This window comes from Sphingomonas sp. P2_B6, from assembly GCF_056404755.1.
Map to the genome: position 1 here is coordinate 144,434 of NZ_JBFUDK010000010.1, position 16,688 is coordinate 161,121.

The following is a 16,688-nucleotide window of genomic DNA, read 5'->3' on the forward strand; positions in this document are numbered from 1 at the left end:
GGTGGAGGGGCTTGGAGCGCGGAAGCTCTGTCCCGCGCTCCAAGCCCCTCCACCATTTGCAGAAGGTGCAAATGGTCCCCCTCCCCGTTCCGGGGAGGAACAAAAATCACATCACCGGCAGGGTCACCTTCGATCCGGCACAGACCTTCTGCGTCGCCTTCACGAAGTCCCCCGCTTTCGCGCGCATGATGTTCGGCACGAACTTTTGCGGGTTGCGGTCGAGCATCGGGAACCAGCTCGACTGGACCTGCACCATGATGCGGTGGCCCTTGAGGAAGACATGGTCGCGTTCGTGCAGCGGCACCTCCCACGCGACCACCTTGCCCGGCACCAGCGCTTCCGGCGCGGTGTCGCTGGTCAGGAAACGCCCGCGACGGACGTCCATCGCGATCGGCAGCTGATAGCCGTTGAGCGACTTGGCATAGTCGCCCGACTGGAGCTGCTCGGGATTCTTCACATAAGTGTCGGGGAAGACGTCGATCAGCTTGACCACGAAATCGCTGTCGGTGCCGCTGGTCGAGGCCATCAGCCTGGCCGCGACGGTGCCCGTGACGGTCAGGTCCTCGGTCAGGGGCGCGGTCATGTAGTTCAGCACGTCGGGCCGGCCGCCCAGGAAACGCTGATCGGCGGCTTCCCACCAGCGCCAGTCGGGGCTGAGATAGGTGCCCGACATCGGCCGCTGGCGGAACGGCACGGGGTTCGCGGGATCGGAGACATAGTCGCGGCATGCCTCGTCGGCGGCGGGCGCGGTGAAGGAGAGCGAGCCGTCGGTGTGGAGGAACAGGTCCTTCGCCTTCGCGCCGGCGGCGGGCCACCCCTTGTAATCCTTCCATTTCCAGCTGCCGCTCTGGAAGCTCTTCACCCCGGCCTCGGGGCGCTTGCCCTTGCCATGGAGCCAATAGGCGAAGAACGGCGCCTCGATCTGTTCGAGGAACTGCTGGCCGCTCGGCACGCCGTAGGGGATCGGGCCGAGGGCGTCGTTGGGCGTGCGCCAGGTGCCGTGCGCCCAGGGCCCCGAGACCATCGAGACGAGGCCGTCCGGGTCGTTCTGCTTCTGCTTGAAATAGATCTGCCAGGAGCCCCAGGGATCCTCCTGATCCCAATAGCCCGCGACGTTGAGCGTCGGCACCGTCGCCTTGCCGAGCGAGTCGGTCCAGCGCTGATCGGTGTAGAAACTGTCGTGATTGGGATGGTCGAGCAGCGCGGTGAACATCGGCACCCGGCCCTTGAAATGGAGCTTGTCGATATTCTCGACCGGGCCGATCTTCAGAAACCAGTCGTACGTATCGTACATATCGTACTCGAACGCCTTGTTGTCGTTCTTGTCGATCTGCAGGCCGGACACCCAGTCAGTCGCATAGCTCAGGCGCAGCGCACCGTTGCGGTGGAGATCGTCGCTCATCCAGTAATCGATCCACGCCGCCTGCGGGCTGACCGCCTTCAGCGCCGGATGCGGATGCGCCAGCGCGACGGCGGCGGCGAAGCCGGGATAGGACACGCCGAACATGCCGACCTTGCCGTTATTGTCCGGCACGTTCTTCACCAGCCAGTCGATCGAATCCCAGGCGTCGGTCGCTTCGTCGATCGCCTTGGGATCGTTCGGGTGGACCGCGGTCGACAGAGTGAAGACGCCGTCCGACTTGAAGCGGCCGCGCATCGACTGCGAGACGAAGATATAGCCGTCCTTGTCGAGCGCCGCCCAGTTCTTCGGCACCGAGGCGGGCGCCGAGAGGTTCAGGCCGTACGGGGTGCGCGAGAACAGGATCGGCAGGGGAACGGTCTGGTTGCGCGGGCGCAGGATGACGGTCTGCATCTTCGCGCCGTCGCGCATCGGCACCATCACTTCCTCGAGGATATAGGGCGATTGCGCGGCGGGGGCGGGGGCCGCCTGGGGGCGGGCGGACAGGGGTGTCGTCGCGCAGAGCAGCAGCGCAGCGCCGAAGGCGAGGGGCGCGCAGGTGGATTTCAAATGATGCACGAAAATCTCCGTCGCTGGATGGCCCGCAATCTGCGGCGAAGGGAAGGGAAGTCAATCACCGCGTGGCGATCGAACCGTCATGCCTGTTTGGCGGCTCGCTTCGCCAGGATGGCGGCGAGCGGGTTGGGTTTCGGCTCTCCGATCCTTTTGAGCGTGTTCTGGTCGCGGTGCGCGAAGGGCTCGGCGCGGCCGTGGACGGTGAGCACGGTATCGGTGACATAGCTGAAGCTGCCGTCCGGGTTGAAGGTGATCTCGATCCGGTAGCTGTCGGTGCGAAAGGCATATTCGAGAAAGGCGGTGGAGCAGATGCCGTTCTCGGTCTGGCCGCGCACCGAGGAGACGACAATGCTGTCCGCGTCCGCGGTCGACTGGCCCGAGGCGAGCGCGACCTGGCCGCGCGGGATCGCGACGGTCTGCAACACCATGCCGGTCGTCGGCTCCCACAGCCAGTAACCGACCTGGTCGTGGAAGGTGATGTCCTCTTCCTCGGTGGTGATGTGGATGTGATAGCGCAGGCCGTAGAGCAGCTGCGGCCCGTTCGCCTGCGGATCGATCGGATCGAAGCTGATCCGCTCGATGAACACGCGACGCTCGGGGCCGTCGGCCTTGGGGTTCAGATCGACGCCCTTGCGCGCCTGCCACCGCCCCGCCAGCCGCCGCAGCGGCCCGAGATTGGCGAGCGTATCGGGATCGACGTCGCTCGGTTCGGTGAAGACGTCTTCGGGGAAGATCATCGGCGTCCTTTCGGGAGCGAGGGCGAGAGAAAGACGTTTCTTCGCGCCGCGGCGACGGCGGCGCAAGGGGCCAGACAGCACGAATATTGAGACCGGAATGGCACTTATTGGCGACTGGGGGGTTTCAGTTCGCAATCGTATCAAACGATTAGAGTCTCAGGAGCGAATTATGAAGATCATCACCCTATGCAGCGCCGCGGCGCTCGCAGCCATTGGTTGCGCCCCGCTCGCGGTACAGGCGCAGGATTGGCGCGGCAGCAGCAACAGCGCATCGAACTGGGACCGCGACAGTTTCTGGCGCGGCGCGCCGGACAGCCCGCGCGACCGTATCTCCTTCCTGCAGCGCCGGATCGATCGTGGCGTGGCCGATCGCAGCCTCGACCGTCGTGAGGCACGTCGCGCGCAATATCAGCTCAACACGATTCGAGCCGACCTGAACCGTGGCCGTCTGACACCGCAGCGTCGCGAGATGATCCTGACCCGGCTCGACGACCTCAGCCGCTCGCTGCGCTGGGCGCGCAACAACGACTATAACGGCTATGGCGGCGCGGTCGCGGTGCGTGACGACGATCGCCGCTTCGCGACCGATTATGACGCCTCGCGCTATTATCGCGACGATCCCCGTTATACCGAGCGCCGCCTGTCGTCGAACGACGAGGTCTATCGCGGTTCGGACGGTCGCTATTATTGCAAGCGCAACGACGGCACGACCGGCCTGATCGTCGGTGCGATCGGCGGCGGCATCCTGGGCAATGTCATCGATGGCGGACGCAACCGGGCAGCGGGCACGCTGATCGGCGGCGCGCTGGGCGCGCTTGCCGGCAAGTCGATCGACCAGAACAGCAGCGACGTGCGCTGCCGCTAACAGCGACCCCCATGCCGAAATCGAAGGCCCCGCCGGTGTTCCGGCGGGGCCTTTTTTGCCTGTTCCGCCGGCGGGCAAAAAAGCCCGTCATGCCGCGCAGGACCGGCATGACGGGAAGGGGCCGGGGGGACTTAGTTGCGGGCGACCGGGGCCTTGGCCGGCTGCTCGTTGCGCGCGATCTCGGGTGCCTTTGCTTCGCATTTGACGATCGGCGTGACGACGCCCTTGCCATGGGGCGCGCCCTGTTGCGCGAGCACGCACTGCTTCGCTGATTCGGCGCGGGGCGCGTCCGATACGGCGAGGGCGGGGACGGCGACGCTCAGCAGCGCGGCGCCGAGAAGGGTACGGACAAGCATGGGCTATTCCTCGTAAATGAATGCGAGTATGCCCAATAGCCGGCTGGTCTTTTCTCGCCCGGCACCGGTCCGTGACAAATTGTTTCTGGCCGAGCTACGATCGTCGAAGCGATTGACCCTTACGGAACGGGTACTTACCTCGCACTGCAACATGACAATAATGCACCCCCGCCCAAGCCCCGAAGTCGCCCCCACCATCTTGCTGGTCGAAGACGATCCGGCGCTCCGCACGCTCTCGACCCGGGCGCTGCAGGAACATGGCTATATTGTCCGCCCGGCCTCGGCCGCGCCCGAGATGTGGCTGGCGCTGAAAGCGGGACCAGTCGATCTGGTGCTGCTCGACATCATGCTGCCCGGCACCAGCGGCATCGATCTGTGCCGCCAGCTGCGCAAGACCAGCGACGTGCCGATCATCTTCGTCAGCGCCAAGGGCAGCGAGACCGACCGCGTGATCGGGCTCGAGCTCGGCGCCGACGATTATCTCGCCAAGCCGTTCGGCACGCGCGAGCTCGCCGCCCGAGTCCGCGCCGTGCTGCGTCGTGGCGCGCTCGACCGGCGCAGCGGCGAACGCGAGCAGGGCATGCTCAGCTTCGACGGCTGGACGGTCAACCTGCCGCGCCGCGAATTGCTGTCGCCGGCGGGCTCGGTGGTCGAGCTGACCGGCGCCGAATTCGACCTGCTGACCAGCCTGCTCGACCATGCCGGCCGGGTCATCGCGCGCGAGCGGCTGATCGAATTGTCGCGCACCCGGCTGACCGACAGCTCGGACCGCAGCGTCGACGTGCTGGTCAGCCGGTTGCGGCGCAAGCTGACCCAGGGTGACAAGCCCGCCCCGATCGTGACGGTGCGCGGCGTCGGCTATATGTTGAATACGGGTGTCACGCGCAGTTGAGGCATTTCGTGCGCCCGTCGATCGGCCTGCTCGGGCGGATCGTCGCGATCCTGCTGCTGGTCGTCATCGTCGAGTTCACCGCCAGCACGATCCTTTATGAGCGCGCGAGCCATTTTTCGCTGAGCGGCGACCGGGCGCGGCGGCTGGCTGAGCATCTGGTGATCGCGCGTCGCCTCGTCGCCGAGCTGCCTGCCGTGGAACGTCCGGCGATGGCGGCCGAACTGTCGACCGATCATTACATGATGGCGTGGGAACGCAGCCGCCCGCCGCCCCCGCCGCTCGCCCCGTCGCTGGACAGCATGCGCAAGGAAGTGGTGGCCTGGGAGCCGACGCTCGGCCCGACCGACCTGCGGTTTCGCGTCGTCTCGCTCGGCAGCAGCTCGGTGGTGGTGGGCGGCGTGACTCTGCCCGACGGCAGCTGGCTGCATTTTCAGACGCTCAAACCGGTGCCCAATATCGATTTTGCGCCGAGCCGAATCCTCGTTGCCTCGTTGCTGGCGATCGCCGCGATGTTGCTGGGCGGCCTGCTGATCCGCCGCACCCTGCAGCCGATGCGCCAGCTGGCCGACGCGGCCGACCGGTTCGGCAGCCCCGATCAGGCGCAGGTGCCCGAAGCCGGCCCGGGCGAGGTGCGCCGCGTGATCGGCGCATTCAACCGCATGCAGGCCAGAATTCACCGCCTGATCGTCGATCGCACCCAGGCGCTGGCCGCCGTTGGACATGATCTGCGCACGCCGCTCGCCCGGCTGCGGCTGCGCGCTGACCGTGTCGTCGAGCCGGACCTGCGCGACACGATCCATGCCGACATCGCGGAGATGGAGGCGATGGTCTCCTCGCTGCTCGCTTTTCTCGGCGGCGATCAGGATGCCGAGAAGCCGGCGCTGATCGACCTGGCCGTGCTGTGCGCGACAATCGCCGACAATGCCGGAGATGTCGGCCAGGACGTGCGCTATGTCGGCCCCGATCACCTGGATGCGGTGATCCGGCCGTCGGCGATGCGCCGCGCGATCGGCAACCTCGTCGAGAACGGCCTGCATCACGGCCAGGCGGTGACGATCACGCTTGCCGGGCGGCGCGAGCACATCACGATCTGGGTCGACGACAATGGGCCGGGCATTCCGCAGGAATCGCTCGAGACTGTGCTCGAACCCTTTGTCCGGCTGGACAATGCGCGCCGCCGCGACACGGTCGGCTTCGGGCTGGGCCTGTCGATCGTGGTGAAGGCGATCGAGAATGAAGGCGGGACGCTCCGCCTGTCGAACCGGCGGGAAGGCGGCCTGCGCGCCGAAATCATTCTGCCGCTCGGGAGACATGATTCCTTACAGTGATGCGGCATCGCAGCAAAACTGCCCTCCTAGATACCCTGCCTAAGCCGCGCCCGACCTGTTGGGCCCGGCAGCAGGAGCCAAGCAGTGAACGACCTTATCGGCCGCGTCCTCAGTTTCGAGAAGCAGGTTTTCCCCAACCAGAGCGCCCTGTTCGCCAAGCTGGTCAATGACGGGCAGAGCCCCAAGGCCCTGATGATTTCCTGCGCGGATTCGCGCGTGGTGCCCGAGCAGATCATGCAGGCTGGCCCGGGCGACCTGTTCGTATGCCGCAACGCCGGCAATATCGTCCCGCCCTTTTCCAATCACACCGGCGGCGTCTCCTCGACCGTCGAATATGCCGTGATGGCGCTCGGCGTGCGCGACATCATCGTGTGCGGCCATTCGGACTGCGGCGCGATGAAGGCGCTGATGAACCCGGAAGGGCTCGAGCGCATGCCCAATGTCGCGGCGTGGCTGCGCCACAGCAATGCAGCGGCCAGCGTGGTCAATGAATGCTACCCACATATGGAGGATGCCGAGCGGGTCCGCACAGCCGCGCTGGAAAATGTCGTCGCGCAGATCGCGCATCTGCGCACGCACCCCTCGGTCGCCTCCGCGATCGCCCGGGGCGAAATGACCCTGCACGGCTGGTTCGTCGATATCCGCGAAGGCGCGATCCTGGCGCTTGACGGCACGACCGGCCGCTTCGCCACGGTGCGGGACGATCGTCCGTTGCCGGTCGCGCTGCCGGCGGCGCAGCGCCTCGCCAACGGCATCGAATATCTGGAGGCGGCGGAATGAAGATCGCCGGTTTCGACCTGCCCTCGTTCAGCACCGTCTCGCGTGATTTCACTGCTTCGATCGTCGTTTTCCTGGTCGCGATGCCGCTTTGCATGGGCATCGCGGTCGCCTCCGGCGTGCCGCCCGAAAGAGGCCTGATCACCGGCATCATCGGCGGTGTCGTGGTCGGCTTCCTGGCGGGCTCGCCGCTGCAGGTCAGCGGCCCCGCCGCCGGCCTTGCCGTCATCGTGTTCGAGCTGGTGCGCGACAAGGGATTGTCCGCGCTGGGCCCGATCCTGATCCTCGCCGGCATCATCCAGGTGATCGCCGGCATCGCGAAGCTGGGCGGCTGGTTCCGCGCCATCTCGCCCGCCGTGGTGCATGGCATGCTGGCGGGCATCGGCGTGCTGATCGTGGTCGGCCAGTTCCATGTGCTGTTCGACGCGACCCCGCTGTCGAGCGGCCTCGCCAATATCGCCGCGATGCCGGGACGGGTGCTCGGCCTGTCGATGGACGTGTCGGGCGTCGAGCGCGCCTTTGCGATCGGCCTGCTGACGATCGGTACCATGCTGGGGTGGGAACGCTTCCGTCCCGCCGCGCTGAAGCAGGTGCCGGGCGCGCTGGTCGGCGTCGTGGCCGGCACCCTGGCCGCGTTCACGCTTGGCCTCGACGTGACTCGCGTCAACGTGCCGCAATCGATCGCCTCGGCGATCGCGCTGCCGGGCCCGGATCTGCTGCAGAAGTGGATGGACCCGTCGGTCTTGGTCGCGGCGCTCGCCATCGCCTTTATCGCCAGCGCAGAAACATTGCTGTCGGCCGCCGCGGTCGACAAGATGCATGACGGCGTTCGCACCAACTATAACAAGGAACTGCGTGCCCAAGGCATCGGCAACCTGTTGTGCGGTTTCGCCGGCGCCTTGCCGATGACCGGCGTGATCGTGCGCAGCTCCGCCAACGTCCAGGCAGGCGCCACGACGCGCCTGTCGACGATCCTGCACGGCGCGTGGATCCTCGGCTTCGTAGCGCTGTTGCCCTGGCTGCTGCGCGAGATCCCGATGGCAGCGCTCGGCGCCGTTCTGGTGGTGACCGGCTGGCGCCTGGTCAGTATCGCGCATGTCCGCCACCTGTTCGGCAATTACGGCATATTGCCGGCCGCGATCTGGGCGATCACGCTGATCCTGGTCGTGGTCGAGGATCTGCTGACCGGCGTGCTGGTCGGCATCGGGCTCTCGCTGCTCGAGCTGATCCCGCATGTCCGCCGCCTGCGCCTGAAGGTCGCGTCGCACGACGACGATCAGGGCAGGGCGGTCCAGCTCTCGGGCAGCGCGACCTTCGTTACCCTGCCCAAGCTCTCCGATGCGCTGGAGGAGCTGCCGCAGGGCCAGAAGGTACGGCTCGACATGTCGCGGCTGGCGACGATCGACCATACCTGCGCCGAACTGCTCAAGGACTGGCTCAGCCGTCGTCGCGCGTCGGGGCACCCCGTCGAGCTTATCGGGGCGCCGTCCAAGCTGGCGGCTGCCGCGCACTAGAGGCCGACTCTCCCCACCGTCGGCCTTTGGCGGCCCTCTTCCTCCCCTCGGGCGAGGAAGGGGGCCGTTCGCTCGTTGGGGACGGGCGTCGCAGGCAACACTTCGTTACGAAGCGGCAACCTAGGCAAACAAGCGCCTCGCTAGAAACATTCCTGCCCGGGCCGACCCTTTCCTACCCCGTTCAGCCGGGGGGCGAGAGAAGCGGCGGTCCCGGCCGCAGGAGGGACCCTATCCTAACAAAGGGGTGTCCCATGAAAACTCTCTATGTCCTTGGCGCGGCCATGATGACCATCGCCGCACTGCCTGCCGCCGCGCAGGACACCGCACCGCCACCACCCGTCACGGTTTCCGGCAGCGTCGCGCTCGTTTCCGATTATCGATTCCGCGGCGTATCCCAGTCCGACAAGGAAATGGCGATCCAGGGCGGCATCACCGTCTCGCACGAGAGCGGCTTCTATGCGGGCGTCTGGGGATCGAACCTGGCCGGCTGGGGCACGTTCGGCGGCTCCAACATGGAGCTCGACCTGATCGGCGGTTACAAGCGCTCGTTCGGCGGCGCGACGGTCGATGTCGGCCTGACCTGGTACATGTATCCGGGCGGCGCCGACCTGACCGATTTCGCCGAGCCTTATGTGAAGGTCAGCGGCACGGCCGGTCCGGTCACCCTGCTGGCGGGCGTGGCCTATGCCCCCAAGCAGAAGGCACTGGGCAATTTCTCCAACACGCCGCAAAGCGCCGGGCAGAGCGAGGACAATTTCTACATCTGGGGCGACGCGAGTGCGGGCATCCCGAGCACGCCGATCACCGTGAAGGCGCATGTCGGCTATTCGGACGGCAATCCCGGCCTGGGCCCGAACGGCACCAGCGTGGCGCCGACCGGCAAATATGTCGACTGGCTGCTGGGCGTCGACTACGTGCTCGGCCCGGTGACGCTCGGCGCGGCCTATGTCGATACCGATATCAGCACCGCCGACGCGGCCTATCTGCAGCCGAATTTCTCGAGCACGAAGGACGGCTCGTCGATCGCGAGCAGCCGGCTAGTGGTGTCGGTAACGGCGGCGTTCTGAGCAATCAGGTCGGCCCCTTCCCCGAAGGGGAGGGGCCGACCAATTCGACTAATCCCGCAGCTTGCCGAACAGCGGCTTGGGCTGGGCGCCGGCACCCGCATAGCTCGCCTTCTGCTGGAGCAACCAGGAGAAGTCTGCGGTCAGCTGACCGGATTTCGTGCCGGTGCCGCTCGTCGGATCCCAGCTGGTCCAGATGCCCGCCGAGCTGTGGCAGCCAGTGCAGCTTTCCGTGATGAAGGACAGGGTGTTGACCCCCGGCGTGACGGGCTTGCCGAGATTGTTCAGCGCCGAGTTCCACACCGGCGGTTCCACCGTGCTACCATCCGGGCAATTGACGCCGTTCGGTAGCTCCTCGCTGTTGCACGCCGCCTGATTGCCCTTCTGGAAATAGGTTTCCATCGTGATGTTGGTGAGGAAGGTCGGGGTCGGATGCCCGCCGGGCTTGTTGGTCACCGCGCCGGGCAGGCCGGCATCCCACGCGGTCGGCGGAGCAGTCGGATCGGTCGGCCACTGGGTGTCGATCAGCTGATAATATTGCCAGACGCTGCCCAGTTTCTTCAGTGCTGCCTGGGCCTGGGCATTCAGTGCCACCTTGTCCCCGGGGATCGGGATGGCGCGCCATGCCTGGGTGGGGATGCGCGGATAGACGCCGTTCACCTTGACCGGCAGCTGGTTGACCGCGCAGCCGGGGCAGTTGGTGTCGACGAAGGACGGCTTCAGCGTCGGATGCGCGACCGGATCGACATCGAGATTGTCGATCTGCTCGAAGGTCGACCAGATCCATTGCGGCGAGGTCGAGCTCTTGTGGCCGATATGCATGCCGACCAGGCCGACCGTGACCTTGCGCTCGATCTGCGTGCCATCAGGCCCCTGGTCGATCACCACGGCGGGCTGGGTGTGGAAGCGGCTGAAATCGTCGCTGCCCTTTTTCAGGATGCGCCAGGCGAATTTCAGCTCGGTCGATCCGGTCCAGTCCTTGTCGGGGGTGCCGAACGGCATCTGCACCTTGCCGCCGGCCTGGCTGAAGGCGACCTGGCCGTTGATGTTGTAGAGGCTGTTGGCGCAGAGATAGTCGACCTCGTTCGGGTCGATCATGATCTCGTAATAGACGAATTCGCCATTCTGATCGATCAGCGGGCCGGAAAAGGCCTGGTCGATCTCGCTGAGGTTGGACGCGTTGAGTTCGCCCACCGCGGACACCACGCCGAGGAAGCGGGTAAGGCGGGGATCGGCGCCGGAGGTCGCCTGAGCCGAAAAGGCCTTCAGCCCGCGGCTCACCGGCTTGCTCAGGTCGCGGCGCAGCACCAGCGTGCGCGCGGCGGCCTTGGAGGCGCAGGCGGCCGGCTTCGCGCCGTCAGGCTGGAAGATCGCATTGGAAGTCTGCCACAAGGTCCAGTGCGGCGCGCCGAAACTGGTGTCGGTCAGCTTGGGCGCTGCCTTGCCCTCGTTATCGGTGGGCCAGTTCAGCGCCAGGAACATCTGCCAGGAATAAAGGTCGAACTCGCGCTGGACCTGGGCGAACTTCTTCTCGCCTTCGAGTTTCTTCTTGAGTGCGATATCCACGTCGCCCGGGAATTGCGCGGTCACGTCCGGCGCGAAATCCGGGAAAGCGGCAAGATAGGACGGCCCGGCCGGCTTGTCCGGCTTCGTCGTGCAGGCGGCCAGCAGCCCGATGCCCGCGATCGTGGCCACCACGACGGCGGCACCGCGCCGGCCGATACGGCGCCCCTTGATCAAGTCTCTCATCATCGTCCCCTATGCGATTTCTGGTTCGAAATTGGGCGACGATTACGCGGTCGCCGGCGTCGCGCGGCCTGCAGCACAAGGCAGGGGTGCGGTGCCGGGACGATATGCCCGGGGGACGTTTATGCAATCGGAGACGAAATCGTTTCGGTGGCAACCCGAATCGGGGAGGCGGTCAGAGCGCGCCCGGCCGGACGATGCTCATCATCCCGCCGGACCCGAGCACGACCACCCAGTCGAGCGCGCGCAGGTCCTTGCCCGCGGTGCAATGCACGATCCAGGCATGATGCCCCTCGACCGGCGCCTGCACGGCCGACCCGGTCACCGCCGGACATTCGCCGCCCGCATCCTTGATCGCCTTGAGCAGCACGGCATCGCGCTGCTTGTCGGTCAGCGCGTTGATGCGATCGGCATAATAATCCTTCTCGGCCGCCTTCACCGGTGCGGCCGGGGCGGCGGCGCCATTGTCCGGCGCCGGGGCGGAGGCCTGATCGCACCCGCCGAGCACGAGCAGGGTGAGCGCTGAGGCAAGTGCTGCGGTCTTCATCGATGCGAACTCCGATTGGCGTGACCCGGTTTGCCACAGGCGCTCCACCCGATCCAGAGTGCGGCGCCGGTCAGAAGGTCACCCGCCCTCCCAGCGAGAACACCAGGGCATGCGCATTGCGCAACTCGCCCGAAGTGAGCACCGGAGTCTGCGCCGCCGTGCCGACATAGGCCGCGGTGACGCGATCGATGCTCTGATCCTCGAAGTCGACATAATTGGCGCCGGCATCGATGGTGAAACGCGAGGTGAGCTTGTAGCTTCCGCCCGCGCCGAAGTTCCAGCGGTTCGAATCCGGCACGCGCGCATCGCGCTGGCCATTCTGGGTCGGGGTCTGGCCGCGCTGGACGCCTGCGCGCAGGGTGAGGCGGGAGGTCGCGTCATAATCGACGCCGCCCGCAACACTCAAGCTGTTGCGGTACAGCTCGGGGATCACGGCGTTGACCGGCGCACCCAGGCGGATCGCGTCGAAATCGGCCCAGGTGAAGCGCGTCGCCTGAGCGTTGAGGGTCAGCTTCGGCGCGACCTTCACCCGCGCGCCGACGATGATCTGCGCWGGGGTGTCGAAGCGCGCTTCGACGCCGGACAGCGACATGTTCGATCCCGCCAGCGGGCCGACCAGCCCGTCGATCGTCAGATCGCCCTTCAGTCTGTGCTTAATGCCCGACTTGTAGGCGATGCCGACCGTGATGACATCATTGTGGAGCTGCACCCCGGCGCTCCAGCCCAGATCCCAGCCATGGCCCTTGAGCTGCTGGTGCCCGTCCGGCAGCGAGGCGAGCACATTGGGCAGGGCGTTGCTGAGAAAGGCATCGGTATATTCGACGTTGAGCCCGGCACCGACGCGGAGCCAGTCGGTCACCGCCACCGCGACGGACGGCTGGATATCGATGGTCAGCAGCTTCGTGCGATCCGCCGAATAGCGCGCCCAGCTATCGGCATCGTAATCGGTGGTGAAGCTGTAGGGCGAGGTGACCGCCAGGCCGAACGCGATGCGGTCGTTGAGCGGAATCGCGATGGCGCCCGAGGGCAGGATCCCGTTGGTGATCGGGTTGCGCGAGCGCTGCTGGCCACCCACCGGCGCGAAGGGCTGGCCGGGGCGCCCGATCAGCGTGCCGGTGTCGACGACCTCGCCGCGCGGCAGGATCGCGGCGACGGCAAGCGCCGCCTCGGCATCGGTCGAGCCGGCAATCGCGGCGGGGTTCCACCATAGCGACTGGGCGCCGGTATCGGCGACTTCGCCCGAGAAGGCGCGGCCCGCGCCGCGCGCCGATTGCTCCTGCAGGTAGAAAGCCTGGGCATGCGCCGTGCCGGCAAAAGCGAAAAGCGAGGCGGCAGTGGAGGCGGCGGCGAGGGAAGTCTTGAGGTACGACATGGCATCAATCCTGTAAGCAATACGCGCCTTGCGGCAGGGTTCGGAAATGGGTGTCAGCGCACCCTGGTCCAGGTCTGGGTCTTGCAGAACGGCTTGAACACGCAGCCGCGCAGCTTGAGCTGGTTCGCGCCGGCCAGGGTGATCTCGGCATTATAGGTCTTGCCGTCCTCGGCATTGTAGATCTTGCCGCCGACCCAGCCGGCGTCCTGCCGCGTGAAGCCGCCGAGGATCTGCAGGCCGCGCAACGGGCGGTTGCGCAGGGCGGGGTTGCCGTTCTTCTCGTCCCTGAAATTGGGATCGGTGCGCAGTTTGTCCGACGTGACCAGGCGGCCGCAGATCGACGCGCCGCAGCGCACGATCTCGACCACGCCGCCGCGGGTCTCGGTCTTCCAGCTGCCGATGACGGAATCGGCGGGCTGCGGCGCGCCCGCAAGGGTGAGGGCGGCCAATAGCAGAGTCATGGGACGATCTTTCCTGTTGCCGGGCCCTCGGGTTGGGGGCGCCTCATCGCGCGGTGCCGGGCTATGCTGCAAAGCGCGCCACGACGCTTGCGGGTCCACCGGAATCCCGATTTCTTTTTCCGAGCAAAGCGCGATCCGGAAGCCATGGCGGTTTATAACGCGCGGGGAGCGCGGCTTGCCCTATACCTTTGGTTTAGGTGGTACCCGGCGCGCTTCGACACCATATTAGGGGCCCATCACCTTCGGACAGGCGGATGACCATGCGCATATTGCCCACTCTGCTTCTCGGCGCGGCCCTGATCGGATCGGCCGCCCCAGCCGTCGCGGCGCAGCGCGACAATGCCAAGGGCGAAGCGAAACTCGCCAGGGCGCTGGCCGGGCGGGTCGCCGGACAGCCGGTGAACTGCATCGCCCAGTACAGCATCACCTCGAGCGAGACGATCGACGGCGTCGCGATCCTCTACCGAGTCGGCAGCACGATCTACGTCAATCGCCCGCGGATCGGGGCCGACTCGCTCGACAGCGACGATATCCTGGTGAGCAAGACTCAGGGCAGCCAGCTTTGCTCGCTCGACTCGATCGACCTGGTCGACCGCAGCTCACGCATCCAGCGCAGCTTCGTCACCCTTGGCGATTTCGTGCCCTATCCCAGGCCGCGGAAATGAGACTGTGCGGCTGGAGCGCAATCGCTCCAGCTTGTTGAGTGTCGCATTTTCCGAAGGACGCATCCGCGCCATGACTCGCGCATAGAGCGCGTCGCCCGTGACCCGGTGCTCGTAAAACGGCTCGTTCGGGTCGGGGTCGACACCGTCGCCGGGGAAATAGCCGATGCGATCGGTGACCACGTGGGCGCCGAGCGCGCGATAGCGCGCAGCGAGATGCTCGACCGCCAGCTTGGCGCGGCCATAGGGGCTGTCGGCGCCGATCCAGAGCGAGGAGGGGACAAAGATCGCCTCATAGCGACGCCAGTTCTCGAGATGCCCGACCACGCGGTCGACATGGCCGTCCGGATCGCCATGTTGATAGGCCAGATCGAACAGATACAGCCGCTCGCCGGGCGTCGATGCGCGGTCCTGCCTCTCGCCCACCTCCACGCCGTGGACGTCGAAGCCGTCTGACGAAAGGCGAGAGGCGAACGCCCGGCCGAGGCGCCCCCGGGAGCCGGTAACGATCGCGGATTGTTTCATTCCTCCATCGTATCGATCGACCCGCCCCGGCGATAGCGAAAGCTGCGGCCGGGCTTTGAAAAGCGGCTGTCATGGGAAATGTTGACCGAGCGCGGGGCGGAACTAGAATCGACGGCATCCCAAATGGCGGGGAGCAGCGGTTGATGGCGGAAACGTTGCAGGAAGCGGGGGATTGCCCGGCCTTTGTCCTCGACACCAGCTTCGTCCACCTCGACGACAAGGGCGGCGCATTCCTGTTGCCGGTCGATGCCGGATTCTGGGAAACACCGGACCCGCGGCTCGACGAGGGGCGCATGGTGTCGATCTTCACCAGTGAGAGCGACTGGCCGAACTGGGAGATGCATCCAGAAGGCGACGAACTCGTCTATCTGCTTTCGGGCCGGATGACGCTGATACTGGAAGGGAAGGATGCGCCGCACCGCCGCGTCGACCTGGTCGTCGGCCAGGGGGTGCTGGTGCCGTGCGGCACCTGGCATACCGCGGACGTCGCCGAGCCGGGCAAGGCGCTTTTCATCACGCCGGGCAAGGGGACGCAGGGGCGGCCGAGAACATGCTAGAGCATGCTCATTTGCGCCGCTGAGGGTAGATCGTCTCGCCGCGCTTGAGCATCTCGACAAAGGYCTCGATCTTCTTCTTSCGGCCGGCCTCGGTTTTCATATTGTGCATGCGGAAGGCGAGGGCGAAGCGGTTCTGAGCGGTAAGCGTCGCCAGCATCGCCCTGGCCTTGGGCTCGGCATCGATSGCGGCCTGCAGGTCGTCGGGGATCTTCATGTCCTTGCCGCTGCCATAGGCGCGGTCCCAGCGGCCATCGGCCTTGGCCGCCTCGACCTGGTTCAGGCCGTGTCCGGTCATGCGGCCTTCCTCGACCAGCCGGGCGACATTGTCGATGTTGATCTTGCTCCAGATGCTCTTTGTGGTGCGCGGCGTGTAGCGCTGGAGATAGCTCCGTTCGTCGAAGCTCTTGCGCACCGCATCGATCCATCCCCAGCACAGCACGACGTCGATCGCCTCCTTCGGAGTGATGGACGGGAGGCCGGAGCCGACCTTGTGCAGCTTGATCCACACTTCGTCGGCGCTGTCGTGATGCTTGCCCAGCCAGGCGTGGAAGGCGGCGCTGTCCTTGAACTCGTGGACTTTCGCCGGGTCGACTTTCACCGCTGCCATGATTGCTCCTGATCGCCCTCGGCCGGAGGAGCTGAATAGCAGAGCCGGTGGCCGCGTGGGGCGCGATAGAGCCCGGCTCGTTATTTTTCTTCGGGCTTTTTCCGCTGCGCTGCGTTGGTGCAGCGCGCGTCCCTGCGAGGCGTGACCGGATCAACGGCAAAGGAATATGGATGTACACCAACAGGATGATCGCCATGGCCGCTGCGGCAAGCCTTCTCGCGCTTGGCGCCTGCTCCGGCAAAAGCGACAAGGCGGCAGGCGGGGCCACCGACGCCGGTGGCGCGTTAGCGGCTGCCCCTAAGATGCCAAAGGCCGGCTTGTGGAAGATGACCGTCACTGCGGCCGGCATGCCGCAGCCAGTCAAGATGGAGGTTTGCATGGGCGCGCCAGCCGCCGGCAGCAATCCGTTCGCCCCGCCCGCACAGCCCGGTCAGAGCTGCTCGAAGAATCTGGTGAGCCCCACGGCATCGGGTTATGCAGTCGACATGGAATGCGCCGCGAACGGGATGACGATGGCGATCGCCGGCACCGTCAGCGGCGATTTCTCGTCCCACTATCGCACCGAACTGGTCACCAAGATGAGCGGCCCGAACCTGCCGCCCGCGGCCCAGGCGCCGATAAAATCGTCGGTTGAATCGACCTATGCCGGGGCATGCCCGGCCGGCATGAAACCTGGCGAATCGCGGCAGGGTGTCTGATCGGC

At 66.2% G+C, this 16,688-nt stretch carries 18 protein-coding genes; 9 read left to right on the forward strand and 9 right to left on the reverse strand.

Features of this window, described 5'->3' with window-relative positions:
- Positions 1-106: 106 nt before the first annotated feature.
- Entirely contained in the window at positions 107-1,978 is a 1,872-nt protein-coding gene (locus AC1DX5_RS15505) for a CocE/NonD family hydrolase (protein WP_478016281.1), read from the reverse strand.
- Between the two features lie 77 nt (positions 1,979-2,055).
- Entirely contained in the window at positions 2,056-2,712 is a 657-nt protein-coding gene (locus tag AC1DX5_RS15510) for an FABP family protein (protein ID WP_465174383.1), read from the reverse strand.
- A gap of 469 nt (positions 2,713-3,181) precedes the next feature.
- On the opposite strand from AC1DX5_RS15510, the gene AC1DX5_RS15515 reads away from it, so the two are divergent.
- Positions 3,182-3,577, forward strand: coding sequence for a glycine zipper 2TM domain-containing protein (locus AC1DX5_RS15515; RefSeq protein ID WP_465173980.1), 396 nt, complete (start codon positions 3,182-3,184; stop codon positions 3,575-3,577).
- A gap of 131 nt (positions 3,578-3,708) precedes the next feature.
- On the opposite strand, the gene AC1DX5_RS15520 is transcribed toward AC1DX5_RS15515, so the two are convergent.
- The gene (locus tag AC1DX5_RS15520; RefSeq protein ID WP_465170068.1) at positions 3,709-3,933 is read right to left on the reverse strand and encodes a hypothetical protein; all 225 of its coding nucleotides are present in this window, start codon (positions 3,931-3,933) and stop codon (positions 3,709-3,711) included.
- A 160-nt stretch (positions 3,934-4,093) separates the two neighbouring features.
- Between AC1DX5_RS15520 and AC1DX5_RS15525 the strand changes: the two genes are divergently transcribed.
- The 5 genes from AC1DX5_RS15525 (at position 4,094) to AC1DX5_RS15545 (ending at position 9,511) form a co-directional block, all read left to right on the forward strand.
- The gene (locus tag AC1DX5_RS15525; RefSeq protein ID WP_465170067.1) at positions 4,094-4,825 is read left to right on the forward strand and encodes a response regulator transcription factor; all 732 of its coding nucleotides are present in this window, start codon (positions 4,094-4,096) and stop codon (positions 4,823-4,825) included.
- Positions 4,822-6,153: an ATP-binding protein gene (locus AC1DX5_RS15530; RefSeq protein ID WP_465174381.1), complete on the forward strand. Its 1,332-nt coding sequence runs from the start codon at positions 4,822-4,824 to the stop codon at positions 6,151-6,153. The genes AC1DX5_RS15525 and AC1DX5_RS15530 overlap by 4 nt, the downstream gene beginning before the upstream one ends.
- A gap of 84 nt (positions 6,154-6,237) precedes the next feature.
- Positions 6,238-6,933, forward strand: coding sequence for a carbonic anhydrase (locus AC1DX5_RS15535; protein WP_465174380.1), 696 nt, complete (start codon positions 6,238-6,240; stop codon positions 6,931-6,933).
- The gene (locus AC1DX5_RS15540) at positions 6,930-8,444 is read left to right on the forward strand and encodes a SulP family inorganic anion transporter (protein WP_465170064.1); all 1,515 of its coding nucleotides are present in this window, start codon (positions 6,930-6,932) and stop codon (positions 8,442-8,444) included. Before AC1DX5_RS15535 ends, AC1DX5_RS15540 begins: the two co-directional genes overlap by 4 nt.
- Before the next feature lie 251 nt (positions 8,445-8,695).
- The gene (locus AC1DX5_RS15545) at positions 8,696-9,511 is read left to right on the forward strand and encodes a TorF family putative porin (protein WP_478016282.1); all 816 of its coding nucleotides are present in this window, start codon (positions 8,696-8,698) and stop codon (positions 9,509-9,511) included.
- 48 nt (positions 9,512-9,559) lie between these two features.
- Here the strand turns inward: AC1DX5_RS15545 and AC1DX5_RS15550 are convergent, their stop codons facing one another.
- The 4 genes from AC1DX5_RS15550 to AC1DX5_RS15565 all read right to left on the reverse strand — a co-directional run bounded on the left by AC1DX5_RS15550 (position 9,560) and on the right by AC1DX5_RS15565 (position 13,634).
- Complete coding sequence (locus tag AC1DX5_RS15550; protein WP_478016283.1) at positions 9,560-11,260, reverse strand: hypothetical protein; 1,701 nt, start codon at positions 11,258-11,260, stop codon at positions 9,560-9,562.
- Positions 11,261-11,429: 169 nt separating this feature from the next.
- The gene (locus AC1DX5_RS15555) at positions 11,430-11,801 is read right to left on the reverse strand and encodes a hypothetical protein (protein WP_465170061.1); all 372 of its coding nucleotides are present in this window, start codon (positions 11,799-11,801) and stop codon (positions 11,430-11,432) included.
- A gap of 70 nt (positions 11,802-11,871) precedes the next feature.
- On the reverse strand, positions 11,872-13,173 hold the full coding sequence (locus AC1DX5_RS15560) for an OmpP1/FadL family transporter (RefSeq protein ID WP_478016284.1): 1,302 nt from the start codon (positions 13,171-13,173) through the stop codon (positions 11,872-11,874).
- A gap of 53 nt (positions 13,174-13,226) precedes the next feature.
- Entirely contained in the window at positions 13,227-13,634 is a 408-nt protein-coding gene (locus AC1DX5_RS15565; RefSeq protein WP_465174376.1) for a DUF2147 domain-containing protein, read from the reverse strand.
- A gap of 260 nt (positions 13,635-13,894) precedes the next feature.
- Here AC1DX5_RS15565 and AC1DX5_RS15570 point away from each other — a divergent pair, with 260 nt between their 5' ends.
- Positions 13,895-14,299, forward strand: coding sequence for a hypothetical protein (locus tag AC1DX5_RS15570; RefSeq protein ID WP_465174375.1), 405 nt, complete (start codon positions 13,895-13,897; stop codon positions 14,297-14,299).
- On the opposite strand, the gene AC1DX5_RS15575 is transcribed toward AC1DX5_RS15570, so the two are convergent.
- On the reverse strand, positions 14,234-14,821 hold the full coding sequence (locus AC1DX5_RS15575; RefSeq protein WP_478016285.1) for an NAD-dependent epimerase/dehydratase family protein: 588 nt from the start codon (positions 14,819-14,821) through the stop codon (positions 14,234-14,236). The genes AC1DX5_RS15570 and AC1DX5_RS15575 overlap by 66 nt on opposite strands.
- Before the next feature lie 143 nt (positions 14,822-14,964).
- Between AC1DX5_RS15575 and AC1DX5_RS15580 the strand changes: the two genes are divergently transcribed.
- On the forward strand, positions 14,965-15,378 hold the full coding sequence (locus AC1DX5_RS15580) for a cupin domain-containing protein (RefSeq protein WP_478016286.1): 414 nt from the start codon (positions 14,965-14,967) through the stop codon (positions 15,376-15,378).
- A 7-nt stretch (positions 15,379-15,385) separates the two neighbouring features.
- Here AC1DX5_RS15580 and AC1DX5_RS15585 read toward each other — a convergent pair whose 3' ends face one another.
- A complete protein-coding gene (locus tag AC1DX5_RS15585; RefSeq protein WP_478016287.1) occupies positions 15,386-15,985 on the reverse strand; it encodes a YdeI/OmpD-associated family protein in 600 nt (199 codons plus the stop codon).
- Between the two features lie 47 nt (positions 15,986-16,032).
- Between AC1DX5_RS15585 and AC1DX5_RS15590 the strand changes: the two genes are divergently transcribed.
- A complete protein-coding gene (locus tag AC1DX5_RS15590; RefSeq protein ID WP_478016288.1) occupies positions 16,033-16,683 on the forward strand; it encodes a DUF3617 domain-containing protein in 651 nt (216 codons plus the stop codon).
- The last annotated feature ends 5 nt before the right edge of the window (positions 16,684-16,688 follow it).